This window comes from Microcoleus sp. EPA2 (genome assembly GCA_020882975.1).
Lineage (GTDB): Bacteria > Cyanobacteriota > Cyanobacteriia > Cyanobacteriales > Microcoleaceae > Microcoleus.
Window position 1 is genome coordinate 61213 of the sequence record JAHRFD010000017.1, and the last position, 20390, is coordinate 81602.

Here is a 20390-nt window from a genome sequence, read left to right on the forward strand (position 1 = left end):
AAGCCGAAGGAAGAAGGAAGGAATAAGGAAGAAGTCATATCAATTCCGGTTGTATCGGAATGATTTAACCGCGAAGGCGCGAAGTACGCGAAGGAAGAGAAGAGAGAGTTTAATACAGGACGATGAAGAGAGGATTTTATATCATATCAAATCCGGTTGCAAAGGAATAAGGAAAAAAGCTTTATTCTTCATCACTAGATTCTATGATAGCATTGCGATCGAGAATTAGTAAATTCCGAAGTTGGTCTGTATCTAACTCGGTAATCCAGTTTTCTCCAGCACTGACTACTTGTTCAGCCAAGGCTTTCTTGCTTTCAATCATATCATGAATTTTTTCTTCTAATGTGCCAGTACACACAAATTTATGTACTTGAACATTCCTGGTTTGACCAATGCGAAATACCCGGTCAGTCGCCTGATTTTCTACTGCTGGGTTCCACCATCTGTCATAGTGGAAAACATGAGTTGCTCTGGTCAAATTAAGACCAGTACCGCCAGCTTTTAAGGATAAAATCATAATCGGTGGACCTTGGGGGTCGTGCTGGAAGCGATCGATCATTTCTTCCCGCTGTTGCTGCTTAATTCCGCCATATAAAAACAGAACTTCTCGACCTAAATGCTTTTCTAGATGTGGTTTGAGCAGTTTTCCCCATTCGGCAAATTGAGTGAAAATTAAAGAGCGATCGCCCTCAGCGACAACTTCTTCTAACATTTCCAACAACCGCTGCAATTTCCCCGACTCCTGACTCTTAATTGCCAAAGATTTCGGGTTTTCTTTACCTGTCAAAAGGGCCGGATGATTGCAAAGTTGTTTGAGTCTTACTAACAAAGCCAGAATCATACCTCGGCGCTGAATACCTTCTGCCGATTCCAATTCTGCTATTGACTTTTCAACTATTTGCTGATATAATATCGCCTGTTCAGTCGCCAATCCACAAAATACAGTCATCTCCTGTTTTTCGGGCAAATCTTGGATGATTGACTTGTCAGTTTTGAGGCGACGGAGGATAAAAGGCCGCACGAGCGATCGCAAACTCTGTAAAGATTCCCTGTCTCCATACTTCTCAATAGGAATCGCAAATCGGCGCTGAAAGAAATTGCGAGCTCCCAAATATCCCGGATTCAGAAACTCTAAAATAGACCACAATTCTTGCAGTCTATTTTCCACCGGAGTTCCTGTCAGCGCAATTTTAAAAGATGTTTCAATTTGTCGGACTATTTTCGACTGCTGAGACTCCGAATTTTTAATATTTTGCGCTTCATCCAAAACCAATCCTTGCCATTTAGTGTTTTGAATTTCCTTCGCATCACGAAACACTAAAGAATAACTGGTAATAATTAAATCTTTACCCTTAATTGCCGTAGCAAATGCTTTACCTTTAGCGCGTTTTTCTCCGTGATGCAGCAATACTTTTAGTGTCGGGCCAAATTTCTTGACTTCCCGTTCCCAATTACCCAATACCGATGTCGGACACACCAGTAATGTCGGCCATTCCAAGGAATTGTTTTCTTGTAAATGCAGGAGAAAACCAATTAGCTGAACAGTGTTATGGCACAAAATATTATTGGCAACAAAATTGTGATGTTTGCCAACCTCAAAATCATAAACCCACCCTTCATACTCAAAATCCTCAATTTCTTCAATCCGACAATAAAATACTTCTTGGTCGAGAACAACTTGTAAACTTTGTCTGATTGTCTGTAGCTGTTGTGTGTCTAAATTTGCATAAGCTTCTAGAGTCTGATTCGTCCACTTTGAAAGCTTTAGCTGACGGTATTCTTGTTCTGCCGAGCCATCTAGAATATTGTCCATCCCACCGACTACCCTTGTCAGACTCGTGTGTGAAAATTGCTGGGAACCGTTGATATAAACCGGGTTGTGCATTCCCAAATGGCGCAATGGTAATTTTGTAATTTCCACTGCACTAGCGACGATATCAGAAACTGGAATCCCTTCAACATTGGTGTTGCAAGTCGCTTCGCAAATCAGCTCTAATTTACGCTGTTTTTCTGGATAACCAAAACCAATTTCATCCAAAAATATGCGAACTGAGTTCCCACCAAAAGTACCGATATAATAGGTGCAAAAAATACCGCTACCATTGGTAGCCCGTTTTTGTTTAGCGCTGATTCGCAGCCAAATTCCAAAGCGTCGCAGCAGTGTAGAAAGTTGCTGCATTAGTAAAGGCGAAACGCTACTAATTTCGATATTTCGCGTGTTAAGCAGGACAGAACCTTCAGCATCAAAGTAGTTTTTGAGGAAAATCCGTATGCTGTCAAGATTGGCTTGCATGATGAATTGTGGGAAGCTTTTCTCGGCTGAAAGTTTCCCCCACTCGTAGCCTTTAGACTCAAGAAAGGTTTGGTATTCTCGACTGCATACAGATAAATATACTAGTCTTTGCTTACCGGGAGTACGAACAGCAGGATTATTGATTTTTATCCCATACTTTGTACTGATTCGGTGGAGTGTGACACGTAACTCTTCCAGAACTGTCGCATCTTTTTGTGCTATTTTGAGCGCAGCTTGATTCCGCTGCTCGTATCCCTCCGCAATCTGCCAAGCCAGAAACTTCACTAAATCAGGATCTTCCGGCTTTCCTTCCCAATACAATTTAGCAGGAACACAAACATAATCTCCAACTTTGAACTCATTTGTCCAGCCATCGCGTCCTAACAATTTATGACGGCGGGTAATGGTGATATTGCTACCGTCTTGCAGTTTGATTGTTCGCAACTTTTCTTGCACTTGCTGGCGATAAAGTCGTCGAATATTCGCCTCTACAATTTTGCCTGTTTCCTGATTGATGGAATTCACCAGTAATTGCTCGTTAGGTTCAGCCCAAAACCCCTCACCATCAAATTCTGTCTTGCCGGCATAAGCTTCCCAGATTTGTGCAGCTTTTTGTAAAAAACCATTGACAAAAAGAATATTTTGTGGCAAGATACATTTACCACAACCCATATCGTCCGCGAGACAAGCACCCAAACCCCATCTTTCTAAGAAAGCTAACCAGCCAACTCCTAGGGCTTGATATGGTCGTAATTTTCCTCGGAAACTAGCCGGCTCGATCGCACTTACGGCCTCATTATTATTTAAAGTATTCAACAACTCCTGAAGTTGACCACTTGCTTCAAAATTCACCACTGGCAGTTTCTCAATTGTCTGAGAATCACCATTCGCCAAACGCAAAGCATCTTCCAAAGAAAGAGTCATTTGCTCTTTGCGACTAGCAAAAAAAGTTTGAGCAGCCCTGACATCCGGCGCGCGCAATTCCACCCACTCGCCGTTAATTTCCACCAAAGGGGAATTCAATCCTACCAATCTGTCAAATTCAGCCTTAGAAATGCGCTGTCCCCCAATCGTCAATTCCCACTTAAAACTTAACAGACTTTGCAATCCTAACCCCCCCTTGCCCCCCCTTACTAAGGGGGGGTTAATTTCTGGAGCGCCCCCACTTACTAAGGGGGGGTTAATTTCTGGAGCGCCCCCCCTTACTAAGGGGGGGTTAATTTCTGGAGCGCCCCCCCTTACTAAGGGGGGGTTAATTTCTGGAGCGCCCCCCCTTACTAAGGGGGGGTTAATTTCTGGAGCGCCCCCACTTAGTAAGGGGGGGTTAATTTCTGGAGCGCCCCCCCTTACTAAGGGGGGGTTGGGGGGGGTAGTTTCCGCTTGAATGCTCAAACCCAAACGACTCGCCCAACCATCAGTATGAGACAAACTCGGTGGCAAAACTACGCCCAATCCGCTGTCAGTGAATCGCCAAGCCACAGACTTGATAAAATTGTAAGCATCTAAGGGTTTTAACAAACAACAATGAGGGCGCTGTGCTTGCAAACTCGGTTCAATTAACGGATAAAGTTTTGAAGCTAAACCCAAGCCACTGAGCAAAGTTTCTTGAGGTAGTTGTATAGTCCTGCCTGCATAATTCAAACTCTCCACAGAATTGTTCCAAACAGTTCTCGCATCTACCAAAAAATCATTTTCTTCCACTGCTTGCAAACAATAATTTAAACTCCATTCTGTTTTACCAGGGGACGGCGGTATCAGTTGAAAACAAGTGCGAAATTGATTTTTTTGAGATAGTGAATTTTGCAGCGGTGCTGTCCAAGCACTCAGCTTGGTTGCCAATTTTTCTAAAGCCGCTGATTCTGCTTGAACTATCCCAGATTCCTGCTGCAAAGATTGCAGCCATTCGCGGGTGGGAGAAACTGTTTTTATTTCTAAATTTGAGCCCATATTTGAGCTAATAGCCGATCGCACTTGACTGTCTAAAACACTGCTCAAAAATCCCAAAATCAACTCCTGAGCATCCACCGGCAAATCCACGGCTAAAGGCAATTGACTGCCTTCTCCTTGGGTAGAGTTGGAGAGGTTAGACTTCTCCTCTCTTTCTTTCCCCCCTTGGGGGGGGTAGGGGGGGGTTGACTTCCCCTCTCTTTCTTTCCCCTCAAGGGGGAGGTTAGACTTCCCCTCTCTTTCTTTCCCCCCTTGGGGGGGGTAGGGGGGGGTTGACTTCCCTTGATATGTTCGACAAGCCGTCGGCATTTGCTTGCTAAAAGTAGCAAGACGAAGTTGATCTGTAGAACTATCTAACAGAGGTTGCCATTTAGCAATAGCCGAACCATCAGACTGTATGTCTAAAGCTGGTAAAAACTTGCATCTGGCCAATAAATCTAAAGTCCATCTAGAAATATAAGACCAAAAACGCAAATCTGAACCCACAAAAGAGTCAGTTTCTGTGCTATTGAGCGGTAGTGTTTGCAAGAAAATAAAAGCTGCTTCGGGATTGAGACAAAGCCCCTCTATCTCCCACGGAAAAATGAAAAGATTGTCATTATTTTGTCCGGCAAATGTTGCTGCTGAGTGCTGTGCTAACACCAGATTGATGTTAGATGTGGAGATTTGGGTAGGAAGTGCGATCGCCTGAATTTCGTGTCGAATAGATGAGTTTTTCGCTGTCACTTCTGGGTTGTGATTTTTTGCCGATCGCCTATTTTTTTTGCCTTTTTCCTGGGGAGTTTCTGCCGTCACTGAGCTTAGTCGAAGAGAGGTTTCCGGTAACAGCCAATTCAGTTTACCAGACTGGTGCAAAGAAATTAAGAAACTTTTTAACTCAGACTCACTCATTGCTAAGGGAAAGCGAAGATTCATCCCCAATTCAATAGTATCGATTGGTTCTATTTTGCGCCAAGTTTCTGCCCAAATAAATAAACAACTTTCGGACTCATTTATAATCCAACTACCGTGTAAAATTGCCATCTTATTAAAATATTGGTTATTTGTTATTGGTTATTGGTTATTTGTGTTTCAATCCCTCAGCCACATCCTGGGGCCTATCTCCTGTCTTCAATGCCGGAACCAGACTTCGCCCCATGCCCAGACGAAGATCCTACCACCTATTTCAGAGATGTGGCGGGCGATCGCCCAATCGACCCCAGAATATCAAACAAACTTCGAGAGTATAATTACTCATAATTTCGGCGCAAAACCTCGATCGAACCACAATTATTTAGTCTCTTTTCCCCGCTTCCTCTCAAAGCCCTGTGGTTAATGTTACGATCCCGACAGAGAAAGAATGTGGTAGATAAGGAAGCAGTGCTACATGGTAGAGATAGACAAGTCAATATCCTTTGATGGACGGGATATTAGACTGAAGATTGGTTTACTAGCGCCTCAAGCAGGCGGTGCAGTTTTGATTCAGTCGGGTGACACGGCGGTTTTAGTGACGGCAACTCGCTCCCAGGGAAGAGAAGGAATTGATTTCCTGCCCCTGTTAGTGGATTACGAAGAGAGACTCTACGCAGGTGGTAAAATTCCCGGTGGATTTTTGCGCCGGGAAGGGCGTCCCCCAGAAAAAGTGACTCTCACGGGCCGTTTGATCGATAGACCGTTGCGTCCGCTATTTCCAAGCTGGCTCAGAGACGACATCCAAGTCGTCGCCACAACGCTGTCAATGGACGAACAAGTACCCCCAGACGTTTTGGCGGTGACAGGGGCTTCCGTAGCGATCTTGCTAGGGAAAATGCCCTTTTATGGACCCATGGCAGCAGTCCGAGTTGGTTTGGTAGGAGACGACTTCATCATCAATCCTACCTACAGCGAAATCAAAGAAGGCGAATTAGATTTAGTGGTGGCGGGTTCTCCAGATGGAGTAATCATGGTGGAAGCCAGCGCTAACCAATTGCCAGAACAGGATATCATCGAGGCGATCGATTTCGGCTACGAAGCAACCTGTGACTTGATTCAAGCCCAACGGGAAATCATGGCAGAATTGGGCATAGATTTGGTGGTGGAAGAACGGCCATCCCTAGACTCAGCCCTGGAAAACTTTATTCGCGATCGCGCCGAAGCCCCAATCCGCTTTATTTTGTCTAAATTTGAACAAGACAAAAATCAGCGCAACGCAGCTTTGGACGAAGTTAAGGCAAATGAAGTAGAATCTGCGATCGCCGAACTCTCCGAAGACGATCCGGTAAAAGTAGCCGCCACCGCCAACAGCAAGGCGATCGGCAACGTTTTCAAGGACGTCACCAAAAAAATGATGCGCAAGCAAATCCTCGAAGATGGCGTCCGTGTAGACGGCCGCAAGCTAGACGAGGTGCGACCCGTTTCTTGTCGCGTCGGCGTGCTCCCTTCCAGAGTACACGGCAGTGCGTTGTTTAATCGGGGCTTGACTCAAGTGCTGTCGGCAGCAACCCTGGGAACCCCAGGCGATGCCCAAGACTTAGCAGACGACTTGCACCCACAGCAAGACAAACGTTACCTACACCACTACAATTTCCCGCCCTTTTCCGTGGGAGAAACCAAACCCATGCGATCGCCAGGACGCCGAGAAATTGGTCACGGAGCCCTAGCAGAACGAGCCCTAGTCCCAGTGTTGCCATCAAAAGAAGAATTCCCCTACGTGATTCGCGTAGTATCGGAAATTCTCTCTTCCGACGGTTCCACCTCCATGGGTTCCGTTTGCGCCTCAACCCTAGCCCTCATGGACGCAGGCGTACCCCTGTCCCAACCAGTCAGCGGCGCAGCAATGGGGTTAATTAAAGAAGGCGATGAAGTCCGAATTTTGACCGACATTCAGGCAATTGAAGACTTTTTAGGCGACATGGACTTCAAAGTAGCCGGTACCGACACCGGGATTACTGCTTTGCAAATGGACATGAAAATCAAAGGTTTACCCTTAGATGTGATTGCCAATGCCATCCGCCAAGCCAAACCAGCCAGACTGCACATTCTAGAAAGAATGCTGTCAACAATAGACACTCCCCGCAAGGAAATGTCGCCCTTTGCACCGCGTTTGCTAACCCTGAAAATCGACCCCGAATTCATCGGTTTAGTAATTGGACCCGGTGGCAAAACCATCAAAGCCATCACCGAAGAAACCGGTGTCAAAATTGACATCGAAGACGACGGAACCGTCACAATTGCCGGCAACGACAGCGAAAAAGCTCAACGAGCTCACAGCATTATCCAAGGCATGACACGCAAGTTGAATGCAGGAGACGTGTATGTTGGCCACGTTACTCGGATTATTCCGATCGGCGCTTTTGTGGAAATTCTGCCTGGAAAAGAAGGAATGATTCACATTTCGCAGTTAGCCGACTACCGCGTTGGCAAAGTGGAAGACGAGTTAGCTGTCGGCGACGAAGTGATTGTCAAAGTGCGAGAAATTGACAATAAAGGTCGGATCAATTTGACCCGATTGAATATTCATCCTGACGAAGCGGTTGCCGCCCGTGAAGCGTTGAATAAATAGTTGACAGTTGGTAATTGGTAATTGCTTTTAGAGTAATTGCTAATTGCTAATTGCTAATTGAAATTAAATCTGATTGTTTTCAGATTGATTTAGGAGTAGGGTGCGCGACAGCGACAGATCCAGAAATGCGATCGGCTGTGGAAGTTAAAGACAGTCGCGCACTTTACCCTCAGCGGTTAAAACTATCTTCGATCGATCGACGGTTAAAACCGATCCTGTCAAAGCTCTCTTCTCTCCCTCTGTGTCAAGAGCGTTCTCTGCGGTTAAATAATTCCGATATAACCCAACCCCCGAAGGATTGAACGAGTCAGAAATTTCAGAAAAAGATTAAATCAAATCACAGCAATACAATCAATTTCAACTAACACATCCTTCGGTAAACGCGAAACCTCTATACAAGCGCGCGCCGGTGCTGTTTCCGCATCAAAATACTTCCCATAAACCGCATTCACAGCAGCAAAATCATTCATATCTTTGAGAAACACCGTAGTTTTTACCACATTTAACCAAGTCGCCCCAGCTTCTGTGAGAATGGCTTCGAGATTTGCCATAACTTGTTCGGTTTGTTTTGCTACATCGTCGGTGTAGACAATATCGTTTAGTCTAGTGTCGATCGCAATTTGGCCAGCTACAAACAGCATAGTGCCCGAAGCGGCGATCGCTTGATTGTAAGGGCCCACGGGTGCAGGTGCTTTGTCAGTACGAATAATTTTGCGCGTCATAGATGTTACTTGTTGGGATTCTTGTTGAGAGGTTTCTGGTTGGTAATCGATTTCTGGTTCCGAGATTTCTGATTCGTATATTTCTCCATCCGGCATTATTGTACCAGTTAAGTCTGCATTTTTGATATTCCAACCATAGGTTTGAGCATCAGTCAAGTCTGCTTTCAGACATTTGGCTCCTTCCAAACTTGCCATCATCAAATTTGCTGTTTGAAGACTCGCTCTTTCGAGATTTGTCCCTTTCAGACAGGCTTTTTTCAAATTTGTCCCTGTCAGGTTTGCTGCACCAAGATCCGCCTCAGCCAGATTCACGCCTGATAAGTTAAATCTATACAGATTGACACCTCGAAGTTTAGCTTTCTGGAGATTGGCATCTTCGAGACTAGCATTACTTAAGTTAACTCGAATCAATTCTGCTCCGGTCAAATTTGCCCTAGTTAAATTTGCTCCTTCCAGACTTGCTTTATTTAAATTTGCTTCCTTCAGAGAAGCTTTAGTTAACCATACACTGCTTAATTTAGTACCACTTAGGTTTGCATTGTCCAGCTTAGTATTTCTCAAATTGGCACTGGTGAGGTTTGCCATACTCAAGTCAGCACCGCTGAGGTCTGCAAAACTGAAGTTGATACTATTACCTGTCACCCCGATTAAGTTTGTTCCTACCAGGGATGCTCTACTGAAGTTTGCTCCTCTGAGGTCTGTATCATTCAAAGTAGCGTCACTAAAATCAGCTCCCGACAGATTTGCATTCACTAGGTTTATGCCACTCAAGTCTGCACCTTTGAGGTCTATCCCACTTAACTCGGCTCCTTGAAAGTTACGTTCGCCTTTAGCGTATCTTTCTAAAAGTTCTTCAGCATCCATAAATAATCGATCGCCCTTCTATACACCCCACATTCCCAGCCTACCACCAAAACCCAACGCGCGATCGAACATAAATTGCATTTTCCTTCTTCCTTCTTCCTTCTTCCTTCGCGTCCTTCGCGCCTTCGCGGTTCAATAAAATAAAGTACCACCACAACCCAACGCGCGATCGAACATCAGCGTTTATCCGCGTCAATCCGCCTGCATCTGCGGTTAAAAATTCCCTTTTTTAACCGCAGATGAACGCAGATTTAGAGATTAAACACCAACTGGAGCACCAACAACCTCACCCTTCAACATCCGAGCAGCCGCATCGAGCAATTGCTCCTCCAAATAAGGCTTGGTGAAATAACCTTTCGCGCCCAAACTGTAAGCCATTTGGCGGTGTCTGTCAGCACCACGAGAAGTCAACATCGCGATCGGCAACTCACACAAAACAGCATCCTTCTGCATTCGAGAAAGCAGCTCCAAACCATCCATTCGAGGCATTTCAATATCGCAGAACACGATATCGCAAGGCAAACCAGACTTCATCTTCTCCCAAGCCTCCTTACCATCGCGAGCTTCTTCCACACGATAGCCAGACTTCTCGAAAGTAATGGATAGGAGCGATCGCACCGTAATCGAGTCATCCACAATCAACACCGTCGGCTCAGCCTTCTCCTCCACCGGCTCAGCAGGCACCCGATCGCCCTCATCCCACAAAGTACCACCAGCATCCTTCCGCAGTCTACCAGTAGCCAAATCAATCAACTCCAGAACATCGGCGATCGCGACAATCCGACCATCCCCCAACACAGTAGCCCCAGCAATCCCCACCGGCTTGGGGACAGGCCCTTCCAACTGCTTAATCACAATTTCCTGTTCAGTAGAAACCTGATCCACCTGCACGGCCAAGAAATTGCCAGCAGAGCGCAACACAATCACCGAAATCATGTCATCGTCAGTATTAAAGCCATAAACACTGCCACGGCCCAAATGACGATGATAAGCCAACAAATCTCGCAGCGGACGGAAAGGCAAAATCGAACCACGCCAATCGATGCAAGGAAGCCCATCAGCTCCTTTCGTCACCTGATCGCGAGGAACATCAATCATATCCTCAACCCCATCCATGGGAAACGCAATCCGAGCTCGATCGCTAATACAACACAAAGCCTTAGAAATACTCAACACCAAAGGCAATCGAATCGTAAACACAGTCCCCTTACCCAGAGTAGAATCAATCCCCACAGTCCCCCGAATCTCCTGCAAAGAAGTCAGAACCACATCCATCCCCACCCCACGGCCAGCAAACTCTGTAGCTTGTTCCTGAGTGCTAAAACCAGGTCTAAACAACAACTCATAAACCTCGGAGCGAGTCATTCTCTGAGCCTGAGCCGCCGTCAACAAACCTTGCTTAATTGCCTTAGCCTTCACCTTCTGAGGGTCAATACCAGCCCCATCATCAGACACCGAAATTACGGTTTGATTTCCTTGATGAAAAGCCCGAATCGTAATCCTTCCCATGGCAGGTTTCCCAGCGGCCAACCGCACATCTGGCGACTCAATGCCATGGGTAATGGCATTATTCACCAAGTGAGTCATGGGGTCATAGAGCTGATCCACAATCATCTTGTCAATCAAAATCTCTTTTCCTTCCACTTGCAACTGAGCCTGCTTCCCGCATTTAATCCCAACTTCTCGCACAGCACGGAATAAGCGATCGGTCGTCTCTGCAAAAGGCTTCATCCGAGCCTTATTCAATCCTTCCTGCAACTGAGTAGTTACTTGTCGCAACTGACGAGTCACTTGATCTGCTTCATCCACCAAAAACTCAATATCTGCCGCCGACTCCCGCACCCGCACAATCAACTCAATAATTTCCTGAGCCAAACTGTGGAAAGGAGTAAACCGATCCATTTCTTCAGGCTTCCAAGCTCCATCCCGCTGATGACCAGAATCCTCCGATCGCCAAGCCGAGCGATGGCCCTGCCGATTTGCTAAGAGCGCAATTTCTAGCAAACTCCGCTCATAAAAATCCTGAGTACGTTGGCTGACATCACTCAATAAAGTCACTTGATGCAGCAAGTTATCCAAAAACTGTCGCATCCGTTCCTGATCTTGCTCCAAACTATTCCGATTCACCACCAGTTCCCCCATCAAGTTACTGAGGTTATCCAGTTGCTTGACCGGCACTCGCATAGTTTGGTCGCCAAATCCCTGACGCGGCCCCTTGGGTCGAATCCCCCCCGGACGCGAACTCATGCCTACCTCACTCTGACGAACGCCTTCCTTGGGTTCATCCAGCAGTGCTTCAAGATCGCTAAAGTCATCCCGCCCCTCCTGGGAAGAGCTTGTCGCGCCACTAGCGGGACTAAGAGTCGATCGCCCATAAATTTCCGGCACAGTCTTGCTTTCGCTCAACATCTCCTCCAAGTCGGAGAAAACTTCTGTGTTTACAGGAGTTTGACTAGCGATCGGCACAGCAGCCATTGCAGCCTCTGTACCCTGGAAACTCAACAGGGATTCTAAATCATCAAAACTCTCCTCCCCATCCCCAGCACCCCCATCAGTACCCTCAAAAAAGCCCGACAGCGAAGAACCATCCAACTCAGAAGTATCTGTCGTCGGCGATTCCTCTGTATCCCAAAAACCAGAGGTCAGCTCGGATGTTACCAAAGCACCAGCATCGATGGAATCCAACAAGTCATCAAAACCATCCAAATCAGCACTATCGAGAGTCGCGCCAGTTTCCAGCGCCGCCAACAAACCAATTTCTCCCCCAAAACCATCATCGGACAACTGCGATGACATCACTTCCAAATCACCACTAGAAACCGACTGAGAAAGCACCTCAAATAAATCATCCTCGTCATCGCCAGTCAGTTCACCAGTCATAGCCGACAGACCATCAAACAAATCTGCCTCATTTTCCTCCAAGGAATCATCGGCACCAATAGGCAAAGATTCCTCCAACTCCCCCGATGAAGAAGCAGGCGCTTCCGAAGCGGAGGCATCCATGCCCTCCCCAAACATATCCTCTAGCAAATCAAAAGTATTCTCATCGTCAAAATTCCGATTCATGCGATTGTCCCCGCGGCTGATTTTGACCGTTCCAGGCTCTAAGTCACTTTCTGGCAAGTTAACCGCCAGACTATCGATCGCGCCCCCTGTATCCCGTTTCGACAGAGACAAATCCACACCAGGGGATTCCGCAACATCTTCAAAATTCAGCCACTGCGCCGTGTTAATATCCTCCAAACTTTCGTCGTCATGGTCAATTCCTGTCGGCACTGAGTCAAACAACTCGACTAAATCTGCTGCTTCCTGAGACCTCACCCCAGCCCCACCCACACCAATGGGCTCTATCTCTTCATCTAGCCCCGTCCCCGACTCGGACACACCGCCAAACAGAGCATCCAAATCTAAATCTGAGTCCGAGCCATGGTCTAGAGAAACTGATTCATCTTGAGCCAAAGCATTTTCCAGCCAATTTTCATCGTCAGAAATATCCAAATCTGCATCTGGTGTCATATTAAATAAACTATCAATTTCTTGGTTGCGTGCATCCAGACCAGCCCAATCCCCATCATCCTTCTGTTCTGTGCTGTCACTTTCGGAGGACAAGAAATCCGAAGTAATTCCCAGCAATTCACTCAAATCCAAATCCACATCTGCCTCAGCATCAGAATCTGCTATTTTCAGTGGCGATGACACCTCTGCCAGTTCCTGACTCTGGTCTTGGGGGGCGATCGCCGACAAAGAAACCTCCCCATCACTTTCATCCCAGCCAGCTAAATCCTCAAAAATATCCTCCGGCGAGCTCCCAGAAGTCTCCGATGTCTCTAACTCTCTCGATAACCCGTTATCGAAACCAACATCATCCATCACCGATGCTCTAGCAGCCACCTCATCCAACAGCTTACCCAAGGGGTCATCGGATTCCTGGGACTCTGCCAAACCGCCATTTCGCGATCGCCCATCCATCGGTGGCACAGCACCTCGTGCCACCATCCCATGCCGATCTTCGAGACTCTGGGCGCTCTCGAATTCTCCCGACTCGCCAGAAAGCAGGTCTGAGCCAAACAGACTCGTCAGGTCTCCCACAGCGCCAACAGAGCCTACATCGGAAACGACTTTATCGTAGTCATCTACCAGCAAATCGGTGAAATCTGCTGAACTATCCCCATCATCTGGTTGCAGCAACCCTCTGGTGGGAAACCCAGAAATTGTAGTTTCTTCTAGCTCATCTTCTCCTTCCCAAGCCCCATCAAGGTCGGGACTTTCCCCATCGAACAAATCAGCTAAGGTATTTAATTCTGCTGCTCCTACTTCAGGTCCGGTGCGAGCAGAAGTTTTCCAACTACTCGATTCCAATTCGCTATCTCCAAATCCAGGCGAGTCACCAAACTGAGGCGATCGACCTCCACCGTAGTCGTTGCTATCTCCACTATCAAGCTTGTCAAACAATTCATCTATACTCAAGCCCGAAATGGCGGGTAACATCAGTTGTTCTCCGCTATCGCCATCTTCAACCAAGTTCCAGGTTGTATCTTCCTGGGTGCTGAGTCTGGAATTTACGCTTCCTGGCTGAGCAAAGGCTAATAGGTCTTCAAAATCTGCTTCCGCATCTGCCACTAGGGCTAACTCTTTGAGCCTTGGCCCGACGACAATGGAGGATTCCATCCCGGCGAGCACTAATTCCTGAGCCTGTTTGATATCTTTAATGGCGATCGGAGCCAAGGTACGGTAGGAATTTTCTGGATTAGCGATCGCCCTTTCCACCACATCGATCAACTCTATCCAACAACCGAAACCAAACTCCTCGCCCGCCAACCGGAGACTCCCACAAATGTTTTTCAGCCGATTTTTGCTTTGATTTGTTTCTGACTGCTTGAACTCCTGGAGCATTTCTCGCATCCGTGCCGGCACATCCGACTCAAAAACCATCCGCACAGAACCTAACGGCACTTCTCCTTGCCAGCCCCCTGCCACGCGGGAATCCACCACCGCCCCAGTCGAAGCCATAGCCCCCATCATCCCCATCATGCTGACTGGCACAAAAGGGCTGCTTTCTTCGCCATCACCAACCCTATATCCCACCAACCCTCCCAAATGACCGTTGAGTTCCTGGAACACTGGTTCGAGTTCTCTCACCATCTGCTCTCCCAGTTCCTCCGTGAGTCCAAAAGGTCCAGAGAGTTGTTCCAATAGTCCCTGCAAGGTATCAAATATTCGCAAAAACAAAGACTCTAGCTGCTGGTCTACTTTCACGCTGCATTCCTTGAGGATCTTGAAACTATCCTCCAGCCTGTGGGCTGTCTGCTGAATGCTGGTAAGCCCCAACATTGCCGCTCCCCCTTTTACTGAGTGGGCTGCTCGGAATACTTCGTTGACCAGTTCTGGGTCTTCGATCGTTGCTTGAAGGTTTAGCAAGCCTTGTTCGATCGTATTGAGATGGTCCTTTGCCTCCTCAATAAAATAGCCCATGATTCTTTGTTGTTGCTCTGCTTGCATAGTTTTATTCCTTTTTTCTAATTTATTTGTCTGCTAGTTGTTTTAGAGAATATCTTTTTTCTAATACTAATACCTGGACTTTCAACTACTCATCGTCCATCGGGGCAACTCCTAGTTTATTTAGGTGCTGGTTTGGCAACCCCGCAGCCATTTAAAGACTGCGAGGTTGCTTTTTTTTGTGCTATCATTTCGGCACTAATCTGCTGGTAATTCACTCAGCAAAACAAGCATTAGACAATTAATTATTGTCTGTCTACTGTTTCTACTCGGAATCTTTCCACGGAGGTCAAAAGGTCGCGAGCAACCCCTACCAAGTTTTGCAAAGCACCGGAAACTCGCTGTGCTTCCTGGGAAGTTTCCTGAGCAGTCAACTCCACAGCCTGCATAACTGCCCGCACCGATCTAGCCGTCTCGTTCTGCTCCACAGTATCGGCAGTAATCGATCGCACCAACACGTCAATTCGATTAGTTACTTGGATAATATCGTCGAGCGATCGCTTAGCCTGTTCTGCCAATTTTGTCCCCTCAATCACCTGTTGCGTCCCTTCTTCCATCGCCGTCATCACTGCCCCAGTCTCACTCTGAATTTGCATCACAATCTGTTCAATTTCTTTGAGAGACTTAGCCGAGCGGTCCGCCAACTGTCGGACCTCATCTGCCACGATCGCAAAACCCCTGCCTGCTTCCCCTGCTCTTGCTGCTTCAATACTAGCGTTAAGAGCCAACAAATTAGTCCGGGAGGCGATCGTCGCAATTAAAGCCACAATCTTAGAAATTTCTTGAGAAGCTTCTGCCAACCTCTTGACTTTTCTGGTTGTTTCTGCTACTGTTTCTCGGATATCTAAAATCCCAGCCACCGTGCGATCCACAGCCTCGCCGCCTTTAAGAGCGGTAGCGGCAGCGCCCCGTGCTACTTCTTCAGCCTCCCTAGCACTCTCAGCAACCCGCTGAATTGCGTCCGTCAGCACCTGCACCGAATTCAGGGTTGCCGCCAGTTCCTCAGCTTGTCGCAGAGCATCGGAAGACAAATCCCCCGCAAACTTGGCACTATCAGTAGCGCCTTGGCTGACCTCCCTAGCCGCCTGCTTCACCTGGTGGACGATTTCTCGGAGATTTTGAATCGTCAAGTTGAACGAGTCAGCCACAGCGCCCAATACATCGGCCGTCACCTCCGCCGTCACGGTCAAATCACCACGAGCAGCACCTTCCACGTCGTCTAGCAAGCGAATCACTTGGCGCTGCAAGTCTTCCTTTGCCTGTTCCTGCTCGTCGGATTTGCGTCTAGTATCGCTAATAGTCGTTTGGATGGCCTTTGCCATGTGGTTGAATTTAGCAGCCATTTTGCCAAATTCATCTTCCGAATAAATCGTGGCACGAGCATTCAAATTGCCTTGAGAGACAGCATCAAATTGAGCTTGCAAATTGTCCGAAGAATTCCGTACCTGCTTGGCGATTAACTGACCGATACCCCAAGAAGTTAAAAAGCTGGTAACACCTGCTGCTGCGGTCATTACCCAGCCTGTTTGGCGCAGATAGACGATCGCCTCTGGCTTATCCTGCCGCAACGCTTGGTAAGAAGCAATGTTGGTGACAAAAGCCACAGCTACCAAAGAAACCAGTCCCGCCCCCACTGCTGTGTAAAAATGCTTGGCAGCCAAAGGAGCATTTTCCAAGAAAGCCAGACCACCCTGTTCGACAGTGACAGTAGTATCAATAGGCTCTGTTTCCGTCACCGTAAAAGTTTGCGCCGATGTATCGGCCGGGCCACTCATGCTAAATATCTCATCATCCCGAATAGCCGAGCCATCGGTATTATCGAAATCTAGACTGCTGCTGGTGGTCCCCATCATGCCACTATTCGAGCTGCCAAAATGAGTGCTACCCCTAGTGAGAATCGAACTATTGACATCTTCAGAAATATCAAAATCTGGCAAATTGCCCAAATCATCAAAAGCATCAAATTCGTCCAAAAAATCGCTATGTTCTGGAGATTTACCAGCTTTTGATGACCAATCGCTGCTGGCCGCTCCCCCAGCTCCGAAAGAAGTCAATTGCTCGGAAGTGTCGAGAGAGAAAGAGTCATTAAAAGCATCGTCATCAAAAGCGTCTAACTCAAAACTATCCCTAGAGCCGAATGCTACACTCGAAGAGTCGCCGTAACCATTACTTTGGGAAGTTCGATCGCTCGAATTCAAACCTCCCCGCCTCGCCCTGGGACTTTGAGAGTTGGGAACAGCACCGCCCATCAACAAAGTTTCATCTTCAGCCAGGGCATAATTTGAGGAGTATTCCCCATTGGTTTGGGGCAGTCCAAATTCCCCTGGGAGTTCCTGGGCGAAGGGGTCTGCATCTTCTTCTATATCGTAGTTATGATTTTGACCGATCGGGGGTGAGGAAGAGTAATCATCCAAATCATCCTCCAGGTCAAATTCCTCTGGTAACGAGCGTGGTGCAAAAGATTCGTCAAAATTGTGGGATGGGCTGGTGGGATAGTCTACTGGGTTCAAGTCAATGTCATGCTCAACTTCAGGAGCCGCAAAACCCCTACCATTAAGAATCTGAGTCGGAGCTTCGGAAAACGAATCTGCCTCGTAAGCAACTGATTTGCCCGACACTTTCTTCTCTTCAAAAGCATCCTCTAATCCTTCATGCTCTAAGGCAAAAGCATCTCCAAAGTCTGAACTAGCAAATTCCTCGTCTAGTGGGCCTGTCGCCTCAGCGTAAGCAGCCATCCCACCTGAATCGCTCATAAAGGGGTTAGAGGCCATGGTTAAATCGGCAGCACCGATTTCATTGTCGTCCTTTGGTTCCCATCCCAAGGCACTCATTCCCAAGTCTGCTAAGTCTTCATTTTCCATAGCATGGGGGGATGGGTTCTCCCAGTCCATACCACCAGCCTCTGGTGAGAAAAGTTCAAAATTGGGGTTTTCTAAACCTACATCCAGAGATTTATCTGGATAGAATTCCAATTCCGTTTCGGCATCTAAATTGTCTGATGGCAATTCTCCGGGTAAAAATTGGTCTGTGTAATTAATCCCGTTGTGAGCGTGTTCAACCAAGCTTTGGTCGTCGCTCAAATCCAGCACTACTGCGTACTGTTCCCGTGCCACTTCGTAGTCTTCTAGGCCGTAACAATATATGTGTCCGCACAGCAGACGAGCGCTGGGGTCTTCGGGAAAATCTGCTACTAATTGACAAACTAGAGCGGCGGCTTCTGGATAGTCGCCTTCCATGTATGCCGCTTCGGCTCGTTGGTAGTCCTGCTGAAAGTTGGTACTTGTTGCCATTTGCCGCCCCATGTTGGATTTTAGATTTTAGATTTTAGATTTTAGATTTTTATCTTGAATGTTAGATACGCGGCGCTGTGACTGTTTGTGATTAGACTCAATCGAAAATCGCCAATCTAAAATTGATTTCACGCTGCCCACCGCGCCGAGCGCAGAATTTTCACTTGATCTAGCAGTCGGAGCACTTTCTGACCTGGTTCGCCTAACATCCATTCTCCTCTGAGAAATGGCATCATACCGTCTGGTGCATTGTTCTGGGAGTGCAGTTGCTCGACATCGAGCCAGTCCATCCCCACAATTCGATCGACTGCTAATCCCAAAATCGTATCTTGGTCTTCTACAGCTACGATCGGAATTTCCTGTCTGTCGGTATTCAGAGGTGTTTGGTCTCCCAGAAATTGGCCCAAGTCTGCCACCCAAATGACACGCCCTCTCATGTTTAGCGTACCTAAAAGCAAGGAAGAAACGTTAGGAATTGGTGTCATGCGGTCTGGGGAGGGGGATAGTACCTCTCTAATCCCTGTCGCTGGCAGCGCGAACTCATTGCCCGAAGGTACATAAAACCGCAGGTGCAGCTCGCCTTCGGGAGTTTCTAGTTCTTGGAATTCGGGAGCATGATCGATACCTAGTCCTGGTAATATGAAGTCTGGGCCGCCACTAATCATTTTTCTGACACCTGCTTTTCTAGCAAATTATTGAGGGTTCCCGCCAAGCTTGTCCCATCGAAACTTGACATAGCCAAGCTTGACATAACCAAGGCGTAAATGGCGTGACTGCTGGATGTGTTTGGCAATAGAAGCGCGGACGCCATGAACTACATTAGCTCTGAGGTCTCGCGGTTTTGGTCAATCAGAGAAGGCTTTGTGTGAAGAAACAAGTATATTATATTTGTACTTTGAGCCTGTGTGGCCCACTTGAGTCGATAAATTCTCTACAGTAGCACCACAGGATTTTTTGGCGATTATCTATTATTTGTTTGATAAATGAGCCTCCACTGTCGCCTCTGGGTAACCAGGACCAACATATTTTTCTACCAGCATTAATAACTCGTTTTCACCAAAAGGTTTGGTGATGTATTCAGTAGCTCCTGCCATCCGAGCTTGAACCCGATCGATAAATCCGTCAATACCCGTTAACATCACGATGGGTGTCTGTCGGAAAGCACTAGAACTACGTAGCATAGCGCAAATTTCGTGACCGTCTAGTTCCGGCATGGCAATGTCGCACAAAATTAAATCGGGTTTGAGTTGAAACACTAAACTCAGGGCTGTGAGGGGACTACTGATGCCCGTAGCTTGGTAGCCATGTTCATTCAAAATCGACTCTACGGTCTTGCGAATCACATTATCATCGTCAATACAGACAACTCTGGGAACTTTGGTTTTGGGAGAAGACCATTCTTTTTTGTTGTTAGCGGGGCTAACAGACTCAAAAAATACCTGCACCAATCCCTGCTGCACGAAGGGGTAAATTGCCTTAGCGACAGTCAACACATCCCGGTTGAGGTAGCGCGCCATTTGGCGGATCGAAGTGCGGCCGTCAGCCCAGCGTTTGAGAGTATTAAAAGTATTGACAGGTAGGGCGACTTGCAACTCGGTGGGGTCTGAAATCACCGGACATTGGTTGGGCGACTGAATGTGAGGGTGAAACTGTTTCCACTGCTGCACCTGTTTGACAATTTTCGCCAGCAAGGAGCTAATTTCTAAGCTGGTTAATTGAGGAGCTAAGGCAGAACCCATTTCAAAGGTAAAGGAACCCTGATGGAGACTGAGCAAGTCAAATAGGGTTTCGTGGATCATGCTGTGGATAATGTTGCGCCCTTGAGCTGGGGTGAGGATGTGTTGTTCTAGCAGCGCCCACAGGTAGCCATATTCTGGAGCATTGGTAGATGCCATATAGGGAACTTCGATTTTGTCTAGGGCTTTTTCTGCTTTGTAGCGGCGCAGGTAGTCCCGCAGGCGAAACAAACTTCCCGCACTCTGGGTAGCGTAAATAATCTGACCGTTGAAGCAGAAAACATACCAGGATTGTCCGGCTGGGGAGCGCGGGGGTGGGTGAGTACCTGTGCTGGCACCGATGGAGGAGCTGTAGGCCTCTACGAACAATTCTCCGGTTCGCTGACCTAACTCAATCAGTTGCAGGATGCTGCGGATGTCTATTTCACTCAAATTTCCCTGCATGGAGCTAAAATTTTCTCCTTAAAACCGTTGGCGTCTGAGTTCAAAAATGCTATTGAGTGGCGGGAACTGATTTTTTTC

9 protein-coding genes are annotated in these 20390 nt (G+C 47.3%); 2 read left to right on the top strand and 7 right to left on the bottom strand.

Annotated features, from left to right (window positions below):
* Nucleotides 1-181: 181 nt before the first annotated feature.
* Nucleotides 182-5263 carry an SNF2-related protein gene (locus AAFP14_RS16195; RefSeq protein WP_341733275.1) on the bottom strand — a complete coding sequence of 1694 codons (5082 nt, stop codon included), beginning with the start codon at nt 5261-5263 and terminating at the stop codon, nt 182-184.
* 343 nt (nt 5264-5606) lie between these two features.
* On the opposite strand from AAFP14_RS16195, the gene AAFP14_RS16200 reads away from it, so the two are divergent.
* Both AAFP14_RS16200 and AAFP14_RS16205 read left to right on the top strand, forming a co-directional pair.
* A complete protein-coding gene (locus tag AAFP14_RS16200; protein WP_341733276.1) occupies nt 5607-7760 on the top strand; it encodes a polyribonucleotide nucleotidyltransferase in 2154 nt (717 codons plus the stop codon).
* Between the two features lie 50 nt (nt 7761-7810).
* On the top strand, nt 7811-8062 hold the full coding sequence (locus tag AAFP14_RS16205; RefSeq protein ID WP_341733277.1) for a hypothetical protein: 252 nt from the start codon (nt 7811-7813) through the stop codon (nt 8060-8062).
* Between the two features lie 30 nt (nt 8063-8092).
* Here the strand turns inward: AAFP14_RS16205 and AAFP14_RS16210 are convergent, their stop codons facing one another.
* The 6 genes from AAFP14_RS16210 to AAFP14_RS16235 form a co-directional block, all read right to left on the bottom strand.
* Nucleotides 8093-9346 carry a Rid family detoxifying hydrolase gene (locus AAFP14_RS16210; RefSeq protein WP_341733278.1) on the bottom strand — a complete coding sequence of 418 codons (1254 nt, stop codon included), beginning with the start codon at nt 9344-9346 and terminating at the stop codon, nt 8093-8095.
* Nucleotides 9347-9386: 40 nt separating this feature from the next.
* Nucleotides 9387-9542 carry a hypothetical protein gene (locus AAFP14_RS16215; protein WP_340550808.1) on the bottom strand — a complete coding sequence of 52 codons (156 nt, stop codon included), beginning with the start codon at nt 9540-9542 and terminating at the stop codon, nt 9387-9389.
* Between the two features lie 62 nt (nt 9543-9604).
* Nucleotides 9605-14845 (bottom strand): hybrid sensor histidine kinase/response regulator, encoded by a 5241-nt coding sequence (locus AAFP14_RS16220; protein WP_341733279.1) that lies wholly within the window; start codon nt 14843-14845, stop codon nt 9605-9607.
* 242 nt (nt 14846-15087) lie between these two features.
* Nucleotides 15088-18132: a methyl-accepting chemotaxis protein gene (locus AAFP14_RS16225; RefSeq protein ID WP_341733280.1), complete on the bottom strand. Its 3045-nt coding sequence runs from the start codon at nt 18130-18132 to the stop codon at nt 15088-15090.
* A 128-nt stretch (nt 18133-18260) separates the two neighbouring features.
* Complete coding sequence (locus AAFP14_RS16230; RefSeq protein WP_341733313.1) at nt 18261-18794, bottom strand: chemotaxis protein CheW; 534 nt, start codon at nt 18792-18794, stop codon at nt 18261-18263.
* A 306-nt stretch (nt 18795-19100) separates the two neighbouring features.
* On the bottom strand, nt 19101-20312 hold the full coding sequence (locus tag AAFP14_RS16235) for a response regulator (protein WP_341733281.1): 1212 nt from the start codon (nt 20310-20312) through the stop codon (nt 19101-19103).
* Between the last annotated feature and the right edge of the window lie 78 nt (nt 20313-20390).